Source organism: Streptomyces sp. NPDC059718 (assembly GCF_042733315.1).
In the GTDB taxonomy this organism is placed as follows: Bacteria; Actinomycetota; Actinomycetes; order Streptomycetales; family Streptomycetaceae; genus Actinacidiphila.
The window spans coordinates 139,845-159,394 of the sequence record NZ_JBHWGA010000010.1 but is presented as its reverse complement, the minus strand read 5'-3'; the positions used below and the strand labels follow the sequence as shown (position 1 = coordinate 159,394).

19 protein-coding genes and 1 pseudogene are annotated in these 19,550 nt (G+C 74.3%); 11 read left to right on the top strand and 9 right to left on the bottom strand.

Annotation, left to right across the window (positions count from 1 at the left end):
* Window position 1: 1 nt before the first annotated feature.
* Together ACFV3E_RS14350 and ACFV3E_RS14345 are read right to left on the bottom strand one after the other, a co-directional pair.
* Window positions 2-1,540 carry an acyl-CoA carboxylase subunit beta gene (locus ACFV3E_RS14350; RefSeq protein WP_500535030.1) on the bottom strand — a complete coding sequence of 513 codons (1,539 nt, stop codon included), beginning with the start codon at window positions 1,538-1,540 and terminating at the stop codon, window positions 2-4.
* Window positions 1,541-1,560: 20 nt separating this feature from the next.
* Window positions 1,561-2,358, bottom strand: a complete 798-nt coding sequence (locus tag ACFV3E_RS14345) for a TIGR03084 family metal-binding protein (RefSeq protein ID WP_500534970.1) — start codon at window positions 2,356-2,358, stop codon at window positions 1,561-1,563.
* 200 nt (window positions 2,359-2,558) lie between these two features.
* Between ACFV3E_RS14345 and ACFV3E_RS14340 the strand changes: the two genes are divergently transcribed.
* Window positions 2,559-3,518 (top strand): AEC family transporter, encoded by a 960-nt coding sequence (locus ACFV3E_RS14340; protein ID WP_500534969.1) that lies wholly within the window; start codon window positions 2,559-2,561, stop codon window positions 3,516-3,518.
* Window positions 3,519-3,527: 9 nt separating this feature from the next.
* Here ACFV3E_RS14340 and ACFV3E_RS14335 read toward each other — a convergent pair whose 3' ends face one another.
* A complete protein-coding gene (locus ACFV3E_RS14335; RefSeq protein WP_500534968.1) occupies window positions 3,528-4,190 on the bottom strand; it encodes an HAD family hydrolase in 663 nt (220 codons plus the stop codon).
* Here ACFV3E_RS14335 and ACFV3E_RS14330 point away from each other — a divergent pair.
* Window positions 4,089-4,736, top strand: a pseudogene (locus ACFV3E_RS14330) (GNAT family N-acetyltransferase); the annotation flags it as partial. The gene ACFV3E_RS14335 and the pseudogene ACFV3E_RS14330 sit on opposite strands and share 102 nt — an antisense overlap.
* 72 nt (window positions 4,737-4,808) lie before the next feature.
* On the opposite strand, the gene ACFV3E_RS14325 reads toward ACFV3E_RS14330, so the two are convergent.
* Window positions 4,809-5,774, bottom strand: a complete 966-nt coding sequence (locus ACFV3E_RS14325; protein ID WP_500534967.1) for an acyl-ACP desaturase — start codon at window positions 5,772-5,774, stop codon at window positions 4,809-4,811.
* 88 nt (window positions 5,775-5,862) lie between these two features.
* On the bottom strand, window positions 5,863-6,639 hold the full coding sequence (ddaH, locus tag ACFV3E_RS14320) for a dimethylargininase (protein ID WP_500534966.1): 777 nt from the start codon (window positions 6,637-6,639) through the stop codon (window positions 5,863-5,865).
* 101 nt (window positions 6,640-6,740) lie between these two features.
* Here ddaH and ACFV3E_RS14315 point away from each other — a divergent pair, with 101 nt between their 5' ends.
* The 5 genes from ACFV3E_RS14315 to ACFV3E_RS14295 all read left to right on the top strand — a co-directional run bounded on the left by ACFV3E_RS14315 (window position 6,741) and on the right by ACFV3E_RS14295 (window position 12,832).
* The gene (locus ACFV3E_RS14315; RefSeq protein ID WP_500534965.1) at window positions 6,741-8,381 is read left to right on the top strand and encodes an ABC-F family ATP-binding cassette domain-containing protein; all 1,641 of its coding nucleotides are present in this window, start codon (window positions 6,741-6,743) and stop codon (window positions 8,379-8,381) included.
* A 112-nt stretch (window positions 8,382-8,493) separates the two neighbouring features.
* Window positions 8,494-8,982, top strand: coding sequence for a glutathione peroxidase (locus tag ACFV3E_RS14310; protein WP_499515182.1), 489 nt, complete (start codon window positions 8,494-8,496; stop codon window positions 8,980-8,982).
* Window positions 8,979-9,692 (top strand): L,D-transpeptidase family protein, encoded by a 714-nt coding sequence (locus ACFV3E_RS14305; protein ID WP_500534964.1) that lies wholly within the window; start codon window positions 8,979-8,981, stop codon window positions 9,690-9,692. Before ACFV3E_RS14310 ends, ACFV3E_RS14305 begins: the two co-directional genes overlap by 4 nt.
* A 111-nt stretch (window positions 9,693-9,803) precedes the next feature.
* On the top strand, window positions 9,804-11,870 hold the full coding sequence (locus tag ACFV3E_RS14300) for an FUSC family protein (protein WP_500535029.1): 2,067 nt from the start codon (window positions 9,804-9,806) through the stop codon (window positions 11,868-11,870).
* Window positions 11,871-11,914: 44 nt separating this feature from the next.
* Window positions 11,915-12,832, top strand: coding sequence for a DMT family transporter (locus ACFV3E_RS14295; protein WP_500534963.1), 918 nt, complete (start codon window positions 11,915-11,917; stop codon window positions 12,830-12,832).
* A gap of 45 nt (window positions 12,833-12,877) precedes the next feature.
* On the opposite strand, the gene ACFV3E_RS14290 is transcribed toward ACFV3E_RS14295, so the two are convergent.
* Complete coding sequence (locus ACFV3E_RS14290) at window positions 12,878-13,798, bottom strand: LysR family transcriptional regulator (RefSeq protein WP_500534962.1); 921 nt, start codon at window positions 13,796-13,798, stop codon at window positions 12,878-12,880.
* A 64-nt stretch (window positions 13,799-13,862) separates the two neighbouring features.
* Here ACFV3E_RS14290 and ACFV3E_RS14285 point away from each other — a divergent pair, with 64 nt between their 5' ends.
* Window positions 13,863-14,822 carry an EamA family transporter gene (locus ACFV3E_RS14285; RefSeq protein WP_500534961.1) on the top strand — a complete coding sequence of 320 codons (960 nt, stop codon included), beginning with the start codon at window positions 13,863-13,865 and terminating at the stop codon, window positions 14,820-14,822.
* Window positions 14,823-14,893: 71 nt separating this feature from the next.
* Here ACFV3E_RS14285 and ACFV3E_RS14280 read toward each other — a convergent pair whose 3' ends face one another.
* Window positions 14,894-15,775, bottom strand: coding sequence for an SCO6745 family protein (locus ACFV3E_RS14280; RefSeq protein ID WP_500534960.1), 882 nt, complete (start codon window positions 15,773-15,775; stop codon window positions 14,894-14,896).
* A 196-nt stretch (window positions 15,776-15,971) separates the two neighbouring features.
* On the opposite strand from ACFV3E_RS14280, the gene ACFV3E_RS14275 reads away from it, so the two are divergent.
* Window positions 15,972-16,628: a pyridoxamine 5'-phosphate oxidase family protein gene (locus tag ACFV3E_RS14275; RefSeq protein ID WP_500534959.1), complete on the top strand. Its 657-nt coding sequence runs from the start codon at window positions 15,972-15,974 to the stop codon at window positions 16,626-16,628.
* Here the strand turns inward: ACFV3E_RS14275 and ACFV3E_RS14270 are convergent.
* Window positions 16,606-17,382: an enoyl-CoA hydratase/isomerase family protein gene (locus ACFV3E_RS14270; RefSeq protein ID WP_500534958.1), complete on the bottom strand. Its 777-nt coding sequence runs from the start codon at window positions 17,380-17,382 to the stop codon at window positions 16,606-16,608. The genes ACFV3E_RS14275 and ACFV3E_RS14270 overlap by 23 nt on opposite strands.
* Window positions 17,383-17,532: 150 nt before the next feature.
* Here ACFV3E_RS14270 and ACFV3E_RS14265 point away from each other — a divergent pair, with 150 nt between their 5' ends.
* A complete protein-coding gene (locus ACFV3E_RS14265; RefSeq protein ID WP_500535028.1) occupies window positions 17,533-18,141 on the top strand; it encodes an HdeD family acid-resistance protein in 609 nt (202 codons plus the stop codon).
* Window positions 18,142-18,353: 212 nt separating this feature from the next.
* Complete coding sequence (locus tag ACFV3E_RS14260; RefSeq protein WP_500534957.1) at window positions 18,354-18,845, top strand: ATP-binding protein; 492 nt, start codon at window positions 18,354-18,356, stop codon at window positions 18,843-18,845.
* 34 nt (window positions 18,846-18,879) lie between these two features.
* Here the strand turns inward: ACFV3E_RS14260 and idi are convergent, their stop codons facing one another.
* Complete coding sequence (gene idi, locus ACFV3E_RS14255) at window positions 18,880-19,488, bottom strand: isopentenyl-diphosphate Delta-isomerase (protein ID WP_500364217.1); 609 nt, start codon at window positions 19,486-19,488, stop codon at window positions 18,880-18,882.
* Window positions 19,489-19,550 lie beyond the last annotated feature (62 nt).

Below are 19,550 nucleotides of genomic sequence, written 5' to 3'. Positions count from 1 at the left end.
CTCACATCCGGAAGACGCCGAAGCCGCCACGGGCGCCCTCGACCGGTGCGCTGTGGACCGCCGACAGGCACACGCCGAGCACCGTGCGGGTGTCGCGCGGGTCGATCACCCCGTCGTCGTACAGCCGCCCCGACAGGAACATCGGCAGGGACTCGGACTCGATCTGCTGCTCCACCATCGCCCGCAGCCCGGCGTCGGCCTCCTCGTCGAAGGGCAGGCCCCGGGCGGCCGCGGACTGCCGCGCCACGATGGACAGCACCCCCGCGAGCTGCGCCGGCCCCATGACGGCCGACTTGGCGCTGGGCCAGGCGAACAGGAAGCGCGGGTCGTACGCCCGGCCGCACATGCCGTAGTGCCCGGCGCCGTAACTCGCGCCCATCAGGACGGAGATGTGCGGGACCTTCGAGTTGGACACCGCGTTGATCATCATGGCGCCGTGTTTGATGATGCCGCCCTGCTCGTACTCGCGGCCCACCATGTAGCCGGTGGTGTTGTGCAGGAACAGCAGCGGGATGTCGCGCTGGTTGGCGAGCTGGATGAACTGCGCGGCCTTCTGCGACTCGGCGCTGAACAGCACGCCCTGCGCGTTGGCGAGGATCCCGACGGGATAGCCGTGCACCCGCGCCCAGCCGGTCGCCAGGCTCGGCCCGTACAGCGGCTTGAACTCGTCGAACTCCGAGCCGTCCACGACCCGCGCGATGACCTCGCGCGGGTCGAAGGGGGTCTTCAGGTCGGCGGGGACGATGTCCAGCAGCCCGTCCTCGTCGTACAGCGGCGGGTCGTAGGCGGCGGCCGGGGCGGGGCCCCGCTTGCGCCAGTTGAGCCGGGCCACCACCCGGCGGGCGGTGCGCAGGGCGTCGGGCTCGTCCAGCGCGAAGTAGTCCGCGAGGCCGGAGGTACGGGCGTGCATGTCCGCCCCGCCCAGCGACTCGTCGTCGCTCTCCTCGCCGGTGGCCATCTTCACCAGGGGCGGGCCGCCGAGGAACACCTTGGAGCGCTCCTTGACCATGATCACGTGGTCGGACATCCCGGGGACGTACGCGCCGCCGGCCGTGGAGTTGCCGAACACGACGGCGACCGTGGGGATGCCGGCCGCCGACAGCCGGGTCAGGTCCCGGAAGAGCGCGCCGCCCGGGATGAAGATCTCCTTCTGGCTGGGCAGGTCGGCGCCGCCCGACTCCACGAGGTTGACCAGCGGCAGCCGGTTGGAGAGCGCGATCTCGTTGGCCCGCAGGGCCTTCTTCAGCGTCCACGGGTTGCTCGCCCCGCCGCGCACCGTGGGGTCGTTGGCGGTGATCACGCACTCGGTGCCCTCGATCACGCCGATCCCGGTCACCAGCGACGCGCCGACCGGGTAGTCGCTGCCCCAGGCCGCGAGCGGCGACAGCTCCAGGAACGGGCTGTCCTGGTCCAGCAGCAGTTCCACCCGCTCCCTGGCGGTCAGCTTCCCCCGCGACCGGTGCCGGTCCACGTACTTGGGGCCGCCGCCCGCGAGCGCCTTCTCGTGCTCGGCCTCCAGTTCGGCGAGGCGTTCCAGCATGGTCGTACGGTTCTCGGCGTTCACGCCGTTCCTCCCTCACGCGGCTCGCGACCCCGCCCGGGCGGTCCCGCGAACGCCTGGGCGATGTCCAGCCAGCGGTCGGCGTCCTCGCCCTCGGCACGTACGGCGAGGTCGGCGCGGTGCCGGCGGCGGGTCGCCAGCAGGCACAGGTCGAGCGCCGGGCCCGTGACGCGCTGCGCGGCGTCCTCGGGGCCGTACGCCCACAGCGTGCCGTCGGGGGCCGACAGCTCGACCCGGAACTCCTCGGCGGGCGGGGTCAGCCCGTTGACGAAGTACGCGTAGTCGCGGGCCCGTACGGCGATCCGCGCCACGTGCCGCAACCGCGCGGTCGGCGGACGGCGGACGCCGAGGGCGTCCGCGACGTCCTCGCCGTGCGCCCAGCTCTCCATGAGCCGGGCCGAGGCCATGGACGCGGCGCTCATCGGCGGCCCGAACCACGGGAAGCGCGTCCCGGGCGGCTGCGCCCGCAGTGCGGCCTGCAGCTCCGCCCGCCCCGAGCGCCAGCGCGCCAGCAACGCGGCGGGCGGCAGCGCCGCGCCCTCCTCGGCGCCGGCGTCCACGAAGGTGTCGACCGCGGCGGCGGCCTTGTCCACCACGGAGCCGAAGCCCTCCGGGTCGGTGACCGCCAGCACGGACTGCCGGTCGGTCCAGGCCAGGTGGGCGATCTGGTGCGCGATCGTCCATCCCGGAGCGGGCGTCGGTGCCGTCCAGGCGTCCTCCGCGAGCGGGGCGACCAGGGCGTCCAGGCCCTCGCTCTCGTCCCGCAGATCGTCCAGTACGGGTGTGGGGTCGGACAAAGGTCCCCCTGAATGACGCAGCGTCAGCGAAGCCGTGCGCGTCACAGGCTGGCACTGCGGCAGGAAACAATCAAGCGTGCTTGCATGATTTTCCGCCCGGGGCCCGGTGCGGCGGCCCGGAGGCCGCCTGATTGACTGCACCGGCCCGCCCGGCGATCCCGGGACCGCGCCCTACGGCTCACCGGACGACCCGAGGTTCCATGCACGCCCTGCCGCCCCTCCTGTCGGGCTTCGTACCCATATGGGCCCTCAGCGCGGCGGGCTACGTGGTCGGCCGGACCGGGCTGCTGGGGCAGCAGGCGGAGTCCGTCCTCGGGCGGTTCGTCTTCCATGTCGCCATGCCGGCAGCCCTCTTCACCACGGTCGCCGCAACACCGTTGGACGCCTTCGCGAACACGTCCGTGATCGCCTTCGCGGCCGGCACGGCCCTGGCGTGCCTGCTCGGGTTCGCCGTCAGCCGGTGGCTCTTCGGGCGGCGCCTGCCCGACCAGGCGATCGGCGGCATGGCGGCCGGATACGTCAACTCCGCCAACCTGGGCATCCCGGTCGCGGCGCAGATCCTCGGCGACGCCTCGTTCGTCGCCCCGGTACTGCTCTTCCAGGTGCTGCTGGTCACCCCGGTGATCCTGACCGTCCTCGACGCCGGTACCGGCGCCGCCGGGCGGGCGCGGGCGGGCGGCGGTGCCGCGCGCATGCTTCTGATGCCGCTGCGCACCCCGGTCATCCTCGGTGCGGCACTCGGCTGCGCGTTCTCCGCGGCCGGCTGGCGGCTCCCCGCCGCGCTCGGCCACTCCGTCGAGTTGCTGGGCGACGCGGGTGTGCCGACCGCGCTGATCACCCTCGGCATGTCGCTGCACGGCCGCCCGGCCGCCACGGGCCCGGCGATCCGCGCGGAGATCGGGGTCACCGTCCTCATCAAGACCCTCGTCCAGCCCCTGACCGCATGGGCCGTCGGCAGCCTCGTCCTGCACCTGCCGGCGCGGCAGCTCTTCGCGGTGGTGATCCTCTCCGCGCTGCCGAGCGCCCAGAACGTCTTCATCTACGCACGCCAGTACGACCTGAGCACGGCCCTCGCCCGGGACGCGGTCATGCTCTCCACGCTGCTCTCGATGGCGACGCTCTCCGCCGCGGCCTGGGCCCTGGGCCCCGCCCACGGCTGAGTCCCGTCGTCAACGAGCGGCCGCGACCAGGCGGCTCAGGGCGGGAAGCACTTCCCGCAGGTCCTCGCCGTCCACCGGGACGGTCGCCGCGGCCCGGGCGTCCGCCGAGGCGTTGAACGCCACGCTCAGCCCGACGGACACGAACAGCGGCAGGTCGGAGCGGCTGTCGCCGACGGCCCCGCAGGCGTCGGGGGCCAGGGCCAGCCCTCGCGCGTGGGCGAGGGCGAAGTCCCTCTTGCCGTACTCGTCGAAGTGCCGGGCGACCCGGCCCGTGAACCGGCCGCCGGAGGTCTCCAACCGGGGGCCGCTGAACGCGTCGAAGCCGAAGCGCTCGCTCAGGTGGCCGCCGACCGGCGACCAGGCGAGGGTCGCCAGCACCGGCGCCAGTCCGTTCCGCCGGCACCAGGCCACCGTCTCCGTGATGCCCGGCACCAGGGGGAGCCCGTCGAGCCACCCGGCGACCCGTCCCTCGGGCACGCCCGCCCAGCCTGCGGCGTCCAGCTCGGAGACCTGCCGGTTGTCCATGGCGCCCCTGGCGTAGGCGTCCTCGGCCTCGGTCAACTCGTCCCGATGGCCGAGGAAGCCGGCCAGGAAGGCCGACGAGCTCGTGCCGGGCACGAGGGTGCCGTCGACGTCGAAGAACACCGCGCCCGCGCGATCGGAGGGGAACACCGCTCAAGGATGTCATCGGAGCCCGCACCCCCGCCCGTTGGGTCGCGGAGCCGGCCCGGGGCGACGCGGTCGGCCCGGGGCGGCAAACCGATGACGCCGCGGCCCGCGCGCTGCCACGCTCGTGGCATGGAAGGTGTCGTGATCCGTCCGGCCCGCCCGGAGGAGCTGCCGTTCCTGGACGCGTTGGTCCTGAGGTCGAAGTCGCACTGGGTGGGCGGTCGCGTGGCGGACGTCCCCGACGTGACGCCGAAGCTCACGGCGGCGGACATCGACTCCCGGCACGCCACCGTCGCCCAGAAGGACGGCGTGCCCGTCGGCTTTTACACGCTCAACGAGCACGAGGACTACCTGGGGATCGGTCTGCTGTTCGTCGACCGGACGTCCATCGGCACCGGGGTCGGGGGCCTGCTGTGGGGCCATCTGGTGCGGCGGGCGGTCGCGCTGGAAGCACGCCTGCTCGGGGTCGGCGCGGAGCCGCGGGCCGAGGGCTTCTACCTGCGGATGGGCATGGTGCGCCGACACGAGTTCGAGCACAACGGCGAACGCCTGATCTGGATGGTGGGCGAGGTCGCCACGGTGGGGCGCCTCCGGGGAGGCGCCCCACCGCGCACCGCTTCGTCAGGCGCGCGCGGCCCGCCGGGCCAGCAGGGCGTCCCGGCGCTCCTCGAACTTGCGGGCCTGGCTGTCCAGCTCGCCCATGAAGAAGCCCAGTTCCTCCTGTGCCTTCAGGCCCTCGGGGCCGAGCCCCGTCGTCTCCAGCACCTTCAGGTGCCGCAGTACGGGCTGGAGCACGTCGTCGTGGTGGATGCGGAGGTTGTAGATGCCGCCGATGGCGATCCGCGCCGCGGAGCGTTCGAAGCCGGGCATCCCGTGCCCCGGCATCCGGAAGCCGACGACCACGTCACGGATCGCCCGCATGGTCTGGTCCGGAGCGAGCTGGAGGGAGGCCCCGAGCAGGTTGCGGTAGAAGACCATGTGCAGGTTCTCGTCGGTCGCGATGCGCGCCAGCATGCGCTCGCACATCGCGTCGCCGGACTCGTGGCCCGTGTTGCGGTGCGAGATGCGGGTGGCCAGTTCCTGGAAGGCCACGTACGCCACCGAGTGCAGCATGCTGTGCCCGTTGTCGGACTCGAAGCCCTCCGACATGTGCCGCATGCGCAGCCGCTCCAGCTCCACCGGGTCCACGGCACGGGTGGTGAGCAGGTAGTCCCGCATCACTATGGCGTGCCGGCCCTCCTCCGCGGTCCAGCGGTGCACCCAGGTGCCCCAGGCGCCGTCACGGCCGAACATCGTGGCGATCTCGTGATGGTAGCTGGGGAGGTTGTCCTCCGTGAGCAGATTGACCACCAGCGATATCCGGCCGATCTCGGTCACCTTCGACTGCTCGGGCGCCCACGCCTCGCCGCCCATCACCCCGTCGAAGTCCCGGCCCTCGCTCCAGGGCACGTACTCGTGCGGCATCCACTCCTTGGCCGCTTTCAGGTGACGGTTGAGCTCGGTCTCGACGACCTCCTCCAGGGCATACAGCAGCCTGGTGTCGCTCCATGCTTCCGTTCCGGTGTTCTGGGGCGGGGCAATGGTCACGCTGGGCTCCTGCCGGATCGCTGAGAGTACTTACGGAATCGTAAGTTACGAAACCGTAGGTTGGTATCGCTGAAAAGGCAACTCGCCGTCAGGTGTACAACTCCCGCAGGCGGACGGACATACAGGTCACACAGCCCTCGAGTTTCTCGAACTCGCTGATGTCCACCGATACAGTTACATATCCGAGATCATTCAGCACCTCGGCGCTCCTCGGCGCGCTCGCCGCCATCAGCAGCCGGCCGCCGCCGAGCAGCACCACGTGCGCCCCCGGTTCCTCCGGCACCGGCAGGAAGCGAGCGAAGACCGACGGGTCGTCAACCAGCGGCGGATACCCGATGACCGTGCCGTCGGGCAGCGCCGTCACCGCCGACTTCAGATGCAGCACCGTGGTGACGGGTACCGCCACCACGCGCGCCCCGAGCGGCTCGAACGCCGACCGCAACTGCCGTACGCCCTCGGCGTTGGTGCGCCCGCCCCTGCCGACGTACACGGTGTCCCCGACCTTCAGCACGTCGCCGCCGTCCAGCGTGCCCGGGGCGCGGACCCGGTTGACCGACAGGCCCATTGCGGTCACGGCCTCCTCGGCCCCCGCCGTCTCCGGGCGCCGGGAAGGGGCGCCGGAGCGGGCGAGCAGCGCGACGTTGCGGAAGACCACCATGGTGTCCTCCACGAAGACACCGTCGGGGCAGTCGTCGGCGGCCGGCACCTCCACCGTCTCCCAGCCGTGGGCGCGCAGCGCCGCCACGTACCCCTCCCACTGGCGCGCGGCGAGGCCGGCGTCGACGGGGGAGCGCTCGACGTGCGTCACCAGCCCCTCGGCGAGGCGCGGACCCGGACGGCGGACGAGGGCCTTCTTGCTCGGCACGGTGGGTTCCCTCCCTGGATCGGGGACGGCCGGCGGCCGTCCCGGGCGCCGCGTGCGGGCCGCGGGGCGCGGGCCGGCGGGGCGATAGCATCGGCAGCCTGATGAGTGCCACTCTTGTCGTCAAGGATCTCGCCGCCGGCCACGGGGACCGCGTCCTCTTCGCCGGCCTCGACCTCGTCGTCGCCCCCGGCGACGTCATCGGACTGGTCGGTGCCAACGGTGCCGGGAAGTCGACGCTGCTGCGCCTGCTCGCGGGCCTCAGCGCGCCCGAGCAGGGGCAGCTGCGGCTCAGCCCGCCCACCGCGACCGTCGGCCACCTCCCGCAGGAGCCCGAACGGCGCCCGGACGAGACCGTACGGGCCTTCCTGGCCCGGCGCACCGGGGTCGCCGCCGCCCAGGCCGAACTCGACGCCGCCACGCAGGCCCTGGTCGACGGGACGCCCGGCGCCGACGACGCCTACAACGACGGCCTGGAGCGCTGGCTCGCCCTCGGCGGCGCGGACCTCGAGGAGCGCGCCGAGGAGGTCACCGACTCGCTCGGCCTGACCGTCGGCCTCGACCTCCCGATGACCGCCCTGTCCGGCGGCCAGGCCGCCCGTGCCGGCCTGGCGTCCCTGCTGCTGAGCCGCTACGACGTCTTCCTGCTCGACGAGCCCACCAACGACCTCGACCTCGACGGCCTGGAGCGGCTGGAGGCCTTCGTCAGGGGCCTGAAGGCGGGCACCGTCCTCGTCAGCCACGACCGCGAGTTCCTCACCCGCACCGTGACCAGGGTCGTCGAACTCGACCTCGCCCAGCAGCAGGTCAACACCTACGGCGGTGGCTACGCCGCCTACCTGGAGGAGCGGGAGACCGCCCGCCGTCACGCCCGCGAGGAGTTCGAGGAGTACGCCGACACCAAGGCCGCCCTGGAGTCCCGCGCCCGGATGCAGCGCAACTGGATGGAGCACGGCGTCCGCAACGCCCGCCGCAAGGCGAGCGACAACGACAAGATCGGCCGCAAGCTGCGCTCCGAGTCCACCGAGAAGCAGGCCGCCAAGGCCCGGCAGACCCAGCGCATGATCGAACGCCTCGACGTCGTCGACGAGCCCCGCAAGGAGTGGGAGCTGCGCATGGAGATCGCCGCCGCGCCCCGCGCGGGCGCGGTCGTCGCCACGCTGCGCGGCGCCGAGGTCCACCGCGGCTCCGGGTTCACCCTGGGGCCCGTCGACCTGCAGGTCGACTGGGCCGACCGGGTCGCCATCACCGGCGCCAACGGCTCCGGCAAGTCCACCCTCCTGGCCGCCCTCCTCGGCCGCGTCCCGCTGGACGCCGGCGCCGCCCACCTCGGCCCCGGGGTGGTCGTCGGCGAGGTCGACCAGGCACGCAGGCTCTTCCTCGGCGGCGAGTCGCTGCTCGACGCCTTCTGCGCGGAGGTCCCCGACACATCCCCCGCCGACGTCCGCACCCTGCTGGCCAAGTTCGGCCTCAAGGCCGCCCATGTGCTGCGCCCCGCCGCCACCCTGTCCCCGGGCGAGCGCACCCGGGCCGCCCTCGCCCTCCTGCAGGGCCGCGGCGTCAACCTCCTCGTCCTCGACGAGCCCACCAACCACCTCGACCTGCCCGCCATCGAGCAGCTCGAGTCCGCCCTCGCCTCCTACGACGGCACCCTGCTGCTGGTCACCCACGACCGCCGCATGCTGGAGGCCGTCCACACCACCCGCCGCATCCGGGTCGACTCCGGGCGCGTCACCGAGCACTGACGTCACGCCGCGGTCGTGCCGCGGGCCCCCTCCCATGGGAAGATCGGCACCGTGACCGGGGTTGAATGGACGACCTGTGGTCCGTCCGCGCCCCAAACGAGGAGATCCGAACGTGAGCATCTACGACATCCCGCTGCGCACCCTCACCGGTGAGCCCGCCTCCCTCGCCGACCACCGGGGCAAGGCCCTGCTGATCGTCAACGTGGCCTCCAAGTGCGGTCTGACCCCGCAGTACGAGGGCCTGGAGCGGCTGCAGAAGCGGTATGCCGACCGTGGGTTCACCGTGCTGGGCTTCCCCAGCAACCAGTTCGCGGGCCAGGAGCCGGGCACGGCCGAGGAGATCGCGACCTTCTGCTCCGCGACCTACGGCGTGAGCTTCCCGCTCTACGAGAAGGCCGACGTCAACGGTGAGCAGCGGCACCCGCTGTACGCCGCGCTGACCGAGACCGCCGACGCCGAGGGCCAGGCGGGCGACGTCCAGTGGAACTTCGAGAAGTTCCTCGTCGGCGGCGACGGCCAGGTCGTCGGCCGGTTCCGCCCCCGCACCGAGCCCGAGGCCGACGAGATCGTCGCCGCCATCGAGGCGCAGCTCCCCGCTTGAGCCTGCGCGCGGCACTGACGCGCATCGCCGTGCCGGCCGTCGTGGCCGGCACGGCGGCCGCGGTCCCCTGGGCGCCGACCGCGCTCCCGGACCGCATGGCGGACACCGGCGGCGGCACCCAGCTGATCACCGCGGTCGCCGCCTCCCCGGAGTCCACCACCGGGACGCTGACCTGGTGGGACCGCCGCGACGGCCGCTGGGTCGCCGCGGGCTCCGCGGCCGCCCGCTTCGGCGGCGGCGGCCTCGTCGAGGGCGGGACCCGTGTGCAGGACACCTCGACCACCCCGACCGGGCTGTACGACCTCCCGTTCGCGTTCGGCACCAGGGCGCCTCCCCCCGGCACGACGACGCGGTACCTGCCGGTCACCGAGGACTCCTGGTGGTGCCAGGACAACGCCTCGGACTCCTACAACCGCTGGGTCGAACCGCTGCCCGAGGACTGCGCCCCCGAGGAGTCCGAGCACCTCGCCGACTTCGGGCGGCAGTACGCGCACGCCCTCGTCATCGGCTTCAACTACCGCCACCCGGTCCGCGAACGCGGCGCCGGGATCTTCCTCCACGTGAACGGCCGCGCCGCCACGGCGGGTTGCGTCTCGGTCCCGGCCGGCGCCATGCGCCGCATCCTGGCCTGGGCCGACCCCGGCCGTGAGCCCCACATCGCGATCGGCACGGAGCCGGGCCGCGGCGGGACCGCGGTCACGCGGTACTAGGCCGGTGCCGGGTCAGCCGCGGCCGATAGGCTGAGGTAGGGGAGACGGAGGCCCGGAACTCCGCTGGCCTGCGTCTTTTCCCGACGCCGAGATCGTTCTCGTCCCGTGAGGATGCCCGTGCTGTCCCGTGGCTCCGGCCGTCGGCCTGTCGCCCTGCCGACCTGGCTGGCCCATCCGCTGCGCTGGCAGCGAGGGCCGGTGCCCTGGCCGGCCGTGCTGCGCGGGGCGCTGGCGGCCGGGCCCCTGCTCGCGCTGGGGATCGCGCTGGGACGCGTCGAGATCGGGGTGCTGGCCGGGCTCGGGGCCCTGTTCGCGGGCTTCAACGACCTTCCCGGCACCCGCAGGACGGGCGTCGTCCACATCGGGCTGCCCGCGCTCGTCGCCGCGCTCGGCGTGCTGGTGGGTGCCGCGACGCGGGACGCCCTGAGCGGGTGGTGGGGGCTGCCGGTGCTCTTCGCGGTGGGCGCGGTGTCGGGCGCGGTCAGCGTGATCGGCCCGGTCTGCTCGCGGGCCGGGATGCAGGGGCTGGCCGCCATGGTGATCGGGATGGGCCTGCCGTTGCCCGGCGGGCCCTGGTACAAGGCGCTGTGGTTCCTCGCCGGGGCGGGCTGCCTGCTCCTGCTGCGGCTCGTGCTGCGGCCGCCGCGCCCGTCCGGCGGGGCGCTGGAGGGCGAGCGCGCCTCGCTGGCCCGGATCTTCGACGCCCTCGCCGACGCTCTCGACGCCGTCGGCGGACCCGGGGCGGAGGCGGCGCGGCGGCGGCTCAGCGCCGCCCTGGACCGCGGTGACGAGGCGGTCCGGCTGCGCCGGCTCAGCCGGCGTCTGCTGCGTACCCGCGTACGCCGCGACGAACTGCTGCTCGCCGAGCGCTTCGGCGTGGCCACCGAGCTGACCGACGCCGCCGCGGCCCTGCTCTGGGAGGCCCGTCCCCTGCCGCCCGGGACCGGCGACGGCCCGCGGCGGCTCGCGGGGGCCCTGCGGACCGGAACGCCGCCCGGCCCCCTCCCGGCGCCCGGGCCGGCCACCCCCGCCCGCGCCGCCTTCGACGCGATGATGCTGCACGCCGCCGTCGTCTTCGCCCGCACGGTCCCGGACACGGACCGGCCCGAGGAGGCCGCGCCGCTCCCCGCCCGCCGCCCGGCGCCGCTGCTGCGCCGCCGCGTCCTCGGCCCCGTGGGCCGTGAGTACGGGCTGAAGGTCGCGGTGTGCGTCACCGCCAGCGCGGCCGTGGCCCTGGCCCTGCGGGCGGACCACTGGTACTGGCTGCCGCTCACGGCGGCGTTCCTGGTGAAGCCGGACATCGGCCCGCTGTTCTCCCGGGTCGTCAACCGCTGCTTCGGTACGGCGCTCGGCGTGCTGGTCTTCGCCGCGGTGGCCGCGCTCCTTGGGGGCGGGATCTGGTGGACCGCGGTCTGCGCGTCCGTGGCGGGCGCGCTGCTGCCGTTCGCGGCCCGCCATTTCGCGCTGCAGACCTCCGCCGTCACGATCATGGTGCTGGCGTTCGTCTGGGCCGGCGGCGACACCCAGGCCGCCCTGTCCCGTCTGCTGGACACCGCGATCGCCTGCGCGATCGTCGTCGTCGTGGGCCACCTCCCGCGGCTCGCCGACCCCACCGCACGGGTCGGCCACCTGCTGGCCGTCGCACAGCGGCGCACCGGGGACTACCTCGACCACGTCCTGACCGTGCCCGCCGGCGAGCGGCCCGAGGAACGCAGGGTGCTGCGCCGGGCGGCGTACAGCGCCCTGGGCGAGGCCCGCGTCGCCGCCGAGACCCTCGCCGCCGAGCTGCCCTCGCGGCACGGCGGGAACGGCGACTGGTTCCGGGTGGTCGCCGCCTCCGAGCGGATCGTGGACGCGGCCACCGCCTGCGTCGTCCGAATGGAGCAAGGGGCCCCGCGTCCGTCGGCCCGCGAGGGGGCGCAGGTGGCCGCCGCGCTCACGGCGGTCGCCGACACCCTGGACGGCCGGGCCCCCGCGACGGGCCCTCCGGAGCTCCCCGCGGCCCCCGAGTGCGAGACGCTCGCCGACGTCGTCGCCGAGCTGCACTTCATCCGCGCCATCGTGGCGGGCCTGCCCGTGCCCGCGCGGGGCAGGCGCACCACACGGCCCCCCGTTGTGGCCGTCGCGGCCGCAGGCCGGGAGTCACAGGCGGGCAATCGTCGCGATCAAGACGGGTGAGGGGCTAAGGTCGGGCCAGTCGGCGACACCGGGAGGTTGACGAGGTGGCCGTATTCCTGCTCGGGGTGGGGGCCGCTTGCTGTCTGGGGCTGGGCTTCGTACTCCAGCAGCTGGCCGCCCAGCGTGCCCCCCTGTCCGACTTCCTCTCCTTCAGGCTGCTGCTGGACCTCATGCGCATGCCGCAGTGGCTGCTCGGCGTCTTCCTGATGATCTGCGGCATGCTGCTCAGCGCCCTCGCGCTCACCAAGGGCGAGGTCTCGCTCGTCGAACCGCTGACGGCGACCAACCTGCTCTTCGCGATGGCGCTCTCGCGCCGTCTCACCGGCCAGAGACTCAGGTGGCACGGCTGGTCGGGCGTGGCGCTGCTGGCGCTCGGGGTGACGGCGTTCATCGTGGCCGGCCGGCCCTCGGGCGGCGGACCGCCCGCAGGGGCGCTGCGGCACTGGCTCGTGGTCGGCGTCGTCGTCGGCCTGGCGCTGCTCCTGGTGGGCTGCGCGCGGCGGCTGCGCCCGTCGCCCGAGGCCACGGTGCTGGCGCTCGCCGCGGGCCTGCTCTACGGCCTCCAGGACGCCCTGACCCGGATCTCCGGCCAGGTGGCCGAGGACGAGGGCGTCGGCGCGCTCCTCATGCACTGGCAGCCGTACGCCGTCGTCGCGATGGGCCTGACGGGGCTGATGCTCGTGCAGAGCGCCTTCGAGACGGCCCCGCTGCGCATGTCGCTGCCCGCGCTGACCGCCGCCCAGCCGCTCGCCGGGATCGCCTGCGGCGTCGGCTTCCTGGGCGACCGCGTGCGCGTCACGCCGGGAGCGCTGGCCTGGGAGGCGGCGGGGCTCGCGGCGATCGCCGTGGGCGTCGTGCTGCTGGGCCGGCATCCGGCGATGCCCTGTGCGCACGGCACGTCCCGGAAGGACGCGGCGGGCGTCGGCGGATCCGGTGAGGAACCCGTCAGGATCGTCCACTGACCAGGTGACGACTGACCACGTGACCACTGCGGTCGCCCGGCGCGCTCACCCCGTGAGCAGCCGGGCGACCGCCGCGATCGGCGGCCACGACCACTGACCGGAGCGTGCCACCAGGAAGTGCCGGCGCGTGCCGACCAGCGGGTCCAGCGGACGGGTCACCACGTCGTCGCGCTGCCGCTCCACCCCCGACTCGGCGAGCAGCGCCACACCGAGCCCCGCCCCGGTCAGCAGGTTCACCAGGTGCAGGCTGTCGACCCGGTGGACGATCCGCGGGGTGAAGCCGGCCAGCGCGCACACCCGCTGCACCAGCTCGTCGTCGTCGCTGCCGCGCGAGTTGGTGATCCACCCGGCCCCGGACAGCCGGCTCAGCCCGGACAGCGGCACCGGCCCGCCCGGCCCCGGGTCGCCGGTGTGCCCGGACGGCAGCAGGAGCACCATCGGCTGGGTGGCGAACTGCCGGGCGCTGAGGCCGTCCGGCACCGGGCGCGGCACCAGGCTGTAGTCGTAGACGATGCCGAGGTCGACGTCCCCGGACAACAGCAGCGCGAGGGTCTGCTCCGGCTCGTGCTCGTACAGCTGCACCTCGACGCGCGGGTGCTCCGCGCGGAGCCGGCCGAGCGCGGGCACGACCGTGGGCTCCACGGCGCTGACGAAGCTCGCCAGCCGCACCCGGCCGGCCGGGCCGGACGCCCCGCGCAGCTCGGCCCGGGCCTCCTCGACCGCCGCGAGGATCCCCACGGCGTGCCCGACCAGGCGCTCGCCCGCCGGGGTGAGCCGCACGCGGCGGCCGACCGGGGTGAGCAGCCGGGTGCCGACCTCCTGCTCCAGGACGGCGAGGTGCTTGGAGACCGCGGAGGTGCCGTAGCCGGTGCGCTCGGCGACGGCGGCCATCGTGCCCAGGCGGCTCAGCTCGACCAGCAGGCGCAGCCGGCCGAGGTCGGGGAGCTGTTCGGACGCATCGGTCATCCACCGATCGTAAACAATGCGTCCGCCAATGACGCGTGGACAGAAACAACGGGCGGCGTGTCCAATGGGACCCGTGTCCGAGCCGCATACCTTTACGACCCGCCGCATACCTGGCGCCGTGCTGATCCTGGCCGCGATGACGGTGCTGCACACCGGAAGCGCCCTGACGACGGAACTCTTCGACGAGATCGGCCCGGCCGGCACGACGTGGCTGCGCGTCGGCTTCGCCGCGCTGCTGCTGCTCGCCTTCACCGGCCGGTCGCTGTGGCCCGCGCTGCGCGCCGCCCCGCGCCGGGACCTGATGGCCGTCGTCCTGCTCGGCGCGGTCAGCGGCGGCATGATGCTGCTCTTCTCCGAGGCCGCCGACCGCATCCCCCTGGGGACCGCGACCGCGCTGGAGTTCCTCGGACCGCTCGCCGTCGCCGTCGCCTCCCTGCGGCAGCGCCGCGAACTCGCCTGGCTGCTGCTCGCGGCGGCGGGCGTCCTGTGCCTCACCTCCCCGTGGCAGAGCGGCGCCGACCTGGCGGGCGTCCTGTTCGGGGTCGCCTCCGGCGCGTGCTGGGCGCTGTACGTGATCGGCACCCAGCACGTCGGCAGCCGCTTCTCCGCGCAGCACGGCCTCGCCGTCTCCCTCGGCGTCGCCACGGTGTTCACCGCGCCGTTCGGCGCCCCGGGCGTGGTGGCGGGCGCCACGTGGTCGGTGCTCGCGGCGGTGGCGGGCATCGCCGTCCTGATGCCGCTGGTGCCCTTCCTGCTCGAGATGAAGGCCCTGCAGCGGATCGGCAAGACCGCCTACGGCACCCTCGCGGGCATGGAACCCGCGGTCAGCCTCCTCGCCGCGATGGTGCTGGTCTCCCAGGTCCCGACCGCTCTCCAGGCGGCGGGTACGGCCCTGGTCGTGGTCGCCGGCATCGGCGCCGCCCGCGGCGAGAAGCGCGCGGCGGGCCGCTCCGGCCGCGAGGTCACGCGCAGCGAACCCCTCACCCCCACCCCCGCCCCGCCCGCCCCGGCCCCCACCCCCTGACGGCGGCGGACGGCCGGACGAGGCGGGGGTTGTGGGAACCGCACCGCAGGCGGGGCGCGGGGGACGTCCCCTCAGTCCTTGCCGAAGTGCTGCAGCGGGAAGCCGCCGTTGCTCAGGACGCGGTGGGTCAGGGCGCCGGCGAGGGAGGTGAGGCGGTCGACGGCGGCGGCGCCGAGGTGCTCGTAGGGGGCGCGGTCGAGGCGGTCGGTCACGCCCTCGATCTCGCGCCGCAGTTCGACGCCGCGGTCCGTGAGGTCGCCCGCCGCGTCGAGGAGGCCGCGCTCCCGGAGCCGGTCCTGGGCCGCGGCCCAGTCCTGCGCGGACCAGCCGCGGCTGCGCTGCACGAAGCGCGGGGTGAAGCTCTTGCCGGTGGCGGTGTGGGTCACGAGGGCCTCCGGCCCGTCGAGGCCCGCGGCGGCGAGGGCCGCGAGGTGACCGTCGCCGCGGTGCTCGCGCAGCAGGGTGGCGGCGTGCCAGAGCGCGAGGTGGGGCCGGTCCGGCACCGGCAGGTCCGCGTTGGCGGCGTAGAGGGGTCTGGCCCCGCGCGTGCAGGCCTCGGCGGCGCGCAGCGCCAGGTGCGCGGCGTCGGCGAGGTCGGCGGAGGCGATGACCTCCGGTCCCAGCAGCCGCGTCAGTACGGCGTCGGCCACCCGCAGCCGGGTCCCGACGATCGCGTCCGGGGTCGCGATGTCCCAGGCGCGCGGGATGACCGGGGCGATGATCGCGTGGTTGAAGTTGTAGAACGTGGCGGTGACCGTCCCCGCCGCGACGGCGCCGAGCGGGGCGGCCCGCCCGGCGAAGTAGGCCATGGCGCCCCGCTCCAGGCCGAGCGCCGCGAGTTCGTCGTCGTACTCGGACGAGAAGTACACGACCGAGTGCAGGGGGTTGAGGGCGTTGTGGCAGCGCCGGCCCGCGCGCGGTTCCAGCGCGGGGGCGGGGACGGTGGCGGTCATGGGCAGCAGGTTACCGACCGGTCGGCATGCCGCCGAGACCGGGAGCGCCGAAACACCGATTCCGTCGCCCGAACGGCCACCGCCACGGATTCCGTGGAAAGTGTGGCGTGGAGCTGCTCATATGACTAGTCTCGGCGCCCTGTAGCCGCGAACCCTTCGGAGGCCGCCCGTGCCAGCCGCCGACCGTACGCTTCCCGTGACCGGGCGCACCCGTCACCGCCGCCTCCGGGAGCAGGGCAGTGTCTCCCGCGACGACCTGGACGCCGTGCTGGGCGCGGGGTTCGTGTGCCACCTCGCCGTCGTCGTCGACGGCACGCCGCTGGCGGTGCCCACCGCCTACGGGTACGACGCCGCCGCCGGCACCCTCTACCTGCACGGCTCCGTGGCGAGCCGCAGCCTGCGCCCGGCCCCGGGCGCGCCGGTCTGCGTCACGGTGACGCACGTGGACGGCCTGGTCCTGGCCCGGTCCGTCTTCGAGCACGGCGTCAACTACCGCAGCGCGATGGTCCTCGGTACGCCCCGCACCGTCACCGAGCCCGAGGAGAAGCTGCACGGCCTGCGGGTGCTCACCGAGCAGTGCGCTCCGGGGCAGTGGGACCACGCCCGTCGGCCGGACCGCCGGGAGCTCGCCGCGACGACGCTGCTGGCGCTGGCCACCGACGAGGCCTCGGTGAAGCTCCGCACCGGCCCGCCCGAGGACGGCGACGGGCCGGACGCCGCGCTGCCCGTGTGGGCGGGCGTCCTGCCGCTCACCACCGCGTGGGGCACGCCGGTCCCCGACCCGGCGCTGCGCGACGGCGTGCCGCTGCCGCCGCACCTGGCGGCCCTGACTACCGTGCCACCGTCCATGTGAAGCGGGGCTCGCGGCCCTCCAGGAACGCGGCCACGCCCTCCGCCGTGTCGTCGCTGCCCTCCGCCTGACGGGCCCAGTGCCCGACCCGCGCGGGGTCGGGTCCGGGCGCGGTGAACTCCTTGGCCGCCGCCTGCGTCAGCAGCGACCGCGAGGCCAGCACCCCGGCGAACTCCTCGACCCGCTTGTCCAGCTCGTCCTCCGCCAGCACCTCGTCCACCAGCCCGGTCCGCAGCGCCCGCTCGTGGCCGATCAGCTCCGCGGAGAACAGCAGGTGCTTCGCCGTCGACGGCCCGACCAGCCCCGTCAGCCGCCGCGTGGAGGACGCGGGGTAGACGATGCCCAGCCGCGCCGGGGTGACCCCGAAGCGCGAGCCCTCCGCGGCGAACCGCAGGTCGCAGGCGGCCGCGAGCTGGCAGCCGCCGCCCACGCAGAAGCCGCGGATCACCGCCAGCGTCGGCTTGGGGAACGCCGCGAGCGCCTCCTCCGCCTCCACGGCCGCGGTCTGCGCCGTGCCGGAACCGCTCGCCGGATCGCGCAGGTCGGAGATGTCCGCGCCGGCGCAGAAGGTGCCGCCGGCCCCGGTGAGCACCAGGACGCGCACGGCCGGGTCCGCGGCGAGGCCGTCGAGCAGGCCGGGCAGCTCCCGCCACATCGCCACGGTCATCGCGTTGCGCTTGGCCGGATTGCTGATCGTCACGGTGGCGGTGGCGCCCGCCGTGTCCACCCTCAGGCCGGGCCCGGACGGCTCGGACATGCCCGTATCCCTCATCTCGTCGTCGTCCCGGCGGCCGGAGATCGCGGAGGCCGCCGGACGGGGATCCTATCCCGGTCCGTGCCACGGCAAATCGGGTATATGAGCAGTAGCTCCCGACTGACTCCCGACGTGCGCGAGGAGGCGACGGCCATGGCCCCGTTCAAGGGACGCAAGAAGCATCCGGAGCCCCCGGAGGCCGGGATCAAGCGCAGCTTCGGCTGGGTCGCCGCCCTCGGGGCGGTCCTCGTCGTGGGCGGCCTGGTCGGGCTGTTCTACGTGGGCTTCGCGACCATCACCTCGATGCTGCTCTTCGGCTGGCTGCTGCTGGTCGGCGGCGTCGTCGGCCTGGTCCAGGCGGTGCAGAACCGCGACACCAACTTCTTCTGGCTCGCCCTGGTCGTCGCGGCCCTCTACGTCGCCGCCGGGGTCGTCGTGATCCGCAACCCCGAGCAGACGGCGGCCGCCCTCACCATGTTCGCGGCCCTGCTCTTCCTGACCGGCGGGATCTTCCGCCTCTTCGGGGGCATGGTGGTGCGCGGGCCGCACATGGTGTGGACGCTCATCCAGGGCGCCATCGGCATCCTGCTGGCGATCCTGGTCCTGGGGAACTGGCCGGAGAGCAGCCTCTACGTCATCGGCGCCTTCTTCTCCCTGGCGCTGCTCTTCGACGGACTGGGGCTGCTCGGCGCCGGCCTCGGGGGCCGCCGGATCGTCGGAATGGTCGCCGATGCCCGGGACGCCCCGCTGACGCGTCAGTGAACCGGAAGCACCGGATCAGTTGGGCTCACGGGCCCGACACGTCCGATCGCCTTGAGTCGGAGGTGGTCGAAAGGTGCGGATTTACGGTCAGCGGCTCGGGGTGGACCCGTTGGCTGCCGACACTCGATCCGTGAGGCGGACCTCGCCGCCGCCGTGGGCGGCCCGCGGGGGGCCGCGGGGTGCATCGCGCGAATGCGAGGGTGAAGACCGCCATGGACGTACGCGGGAGCGTCCCGCCCCCCGATCCGGTGCCCCCGATGGCGCCGGATGTCCCGCGCCCGTACGAGGGCGTGTGGCGCTTCACGGCCCCCGCGCTGGACTCCTCGGTGCCGCAGGCCCGGCACGCGGTACGGGACCTGGTCGTCCGCCAGGGCGTGCCGGTCAGCGAGGAACTGCTGCACGGCCTGCTGCTGATCGTCTCCGAGCTGGTCACCAACGCGGTGCGGCACGCCGCGCTGCTGTCGCCCGAGATCGCCGTGGAGTTCGCCGTCGGCGTGGACTGGGTACGGGTGGCCGTCGAGGACAACCACCCGTACCGGCCCAAGGCCCTGCAGGTCGACGACGCCGACACCGGCGGGCGCGGCCTGCTGCTGGTCAAGACGGTCACCGCCGAGGCGGGCGGGATGTGCGACGTCCAGCAGACGACGACCGGCGGCAAGGTCATCTGGGCCGCGCTCCCGCTGCCGCCCCGCCCGGTGCACTGACCGCACGGACCGGGGCCGGCCGCAGCGGCCCGGGCTACCAGCCCGCGTCGCCCGTCAGCTCGCGCACCGCCGGCAGCGCGGCATCGAGCACGGTCGGGAACCAGGCGGAGAACGGCCCGGCGGCGCGGAGCGCGGCGAGCTCGGCGGGCGACACGAACGCGGTCTCGCCGATCTCCTCCGGATCGGGGTCCAGGGGCGCGGTCACCAGGCCGACGAAGAGGTGGTTGTACTCCTGCTCGACCAGCCCCGACGCCGGGTCCGGGTGGTTGTAGCGGACCGTGCCGGCCTCCCGCATCAGCGCGGGTGCCACACCGAGCTCCTCACCCGTGCGGCGCGCGGCGGCGACGAAGGGCGGTTCGCCCGGGTAGGGGTGACCGCAGCAGGTGTTCGACCACACTCCGGGGGAGTGGTACTTCCCCGCCGCCCGGCGCTGCAGCAGCAGCCTTCCCTCGCCGTCGAAGAGGAAGACCGAGAACGCACGGTGGAGCCGCCCCGGCGGCAGGTGGGCCGACAGCTTCTCCGCGGTGCCGATCGTCACACCGGTCTCGTCGACCAGCTCGAGGAGGATCGGCGCCGGGGCACCGTTGGAGGAGGGGTCCGCGGCGGGTGTGCGGGGCCGGTCGGCGGCGGGGCTCGTGGGCATGGCCATCCTTTGCTTCGACGACAAGACCTCAGTTTGCCTCACGCGGGGACACGCGAGGCGGT

Bases quoted from the DNA above. Each gene is read 5' to 3' on its own strand.
- ACFV3E_RS14350 (WP_500535030.1), bottom strand. From the start codon at position 1,540: ATGCTGGAACGCCTCGCCGAACTGGAGGCCGAGCACGAGAAGGCGCTC.
- ACFV3E_RS14340 (WP_500534969.1), top strand. From the start codon at position 2,559: ATGCACGCCCTGCCGCCCCTCCTGTCGGGCTTCGTACCCATATGGGCC.
- ACFV3E_RS14315 (WP_500534965.1), top strand. From the start codon at position 6,741: ATGAGTGCCACTCTTGTCGTCAAGGATCTCGCCGCCGGCCACGGGGAC.
- ACFV3E_RS14300 (WP_500535029.1), top strand. From the start codon at position 9,804: ATGCCCGTGCTGTCCCGTGGCTCCGGCCGTCGGCCTGTCGCCCTGCCG.
- ACFV3E_RS14290 (WP_500534962.1), bottom strand. From the start codon at position 13,798: ATGACCGATGCGTCCGAACAGCTCCCCGACCTCGGCCGGCTGCGCCTG.
- ACFV3E_RS14285 (WP_500534961.1), top strand. From the start codon at position 13,863: ATGGGACCCGTGTCCGAGCCGCATACCTTTACGACCCGCCGCATACCT.
- ACFV3E_RS14280 (WP_500534960.1), bottom strand. From the start codon at position 15,775: ATGACCGCCACCGTCCCCGCCCCCGCGCTGGAACCGCGCGCGGGCCGG.
- ACFV3E_RS14270 (WP_500534958.1), bottom strand. From the start codon at position 17,382: ATGTCCGAGCCGTCCGGGCCCGGCCTGAGGGTGGACACGGCGGGCGCC.
- ACFV3E_RS14265 (WP_500535028.1), top strand. From the start codon at position 17,533: ATGGCCCCGTTCAAGGGACGCAAGAAGCATCCGGAGCCCCCGGAGGCC.
- ACFV3E_RS14260 (WP_500534957.1), top strand. From the start codon at position 18,354: ATGGACGTACGCGGGAGCGTCCCGCCCCCCGATCCGGTGCCCCCGATG.
- idi (WP_500364217.1), bottom strand. From the start codon at position 19,488: ATGCCCACGAGCCCCGCCGCCGACCGGCCCCGCACACCCGCCGCGGAC.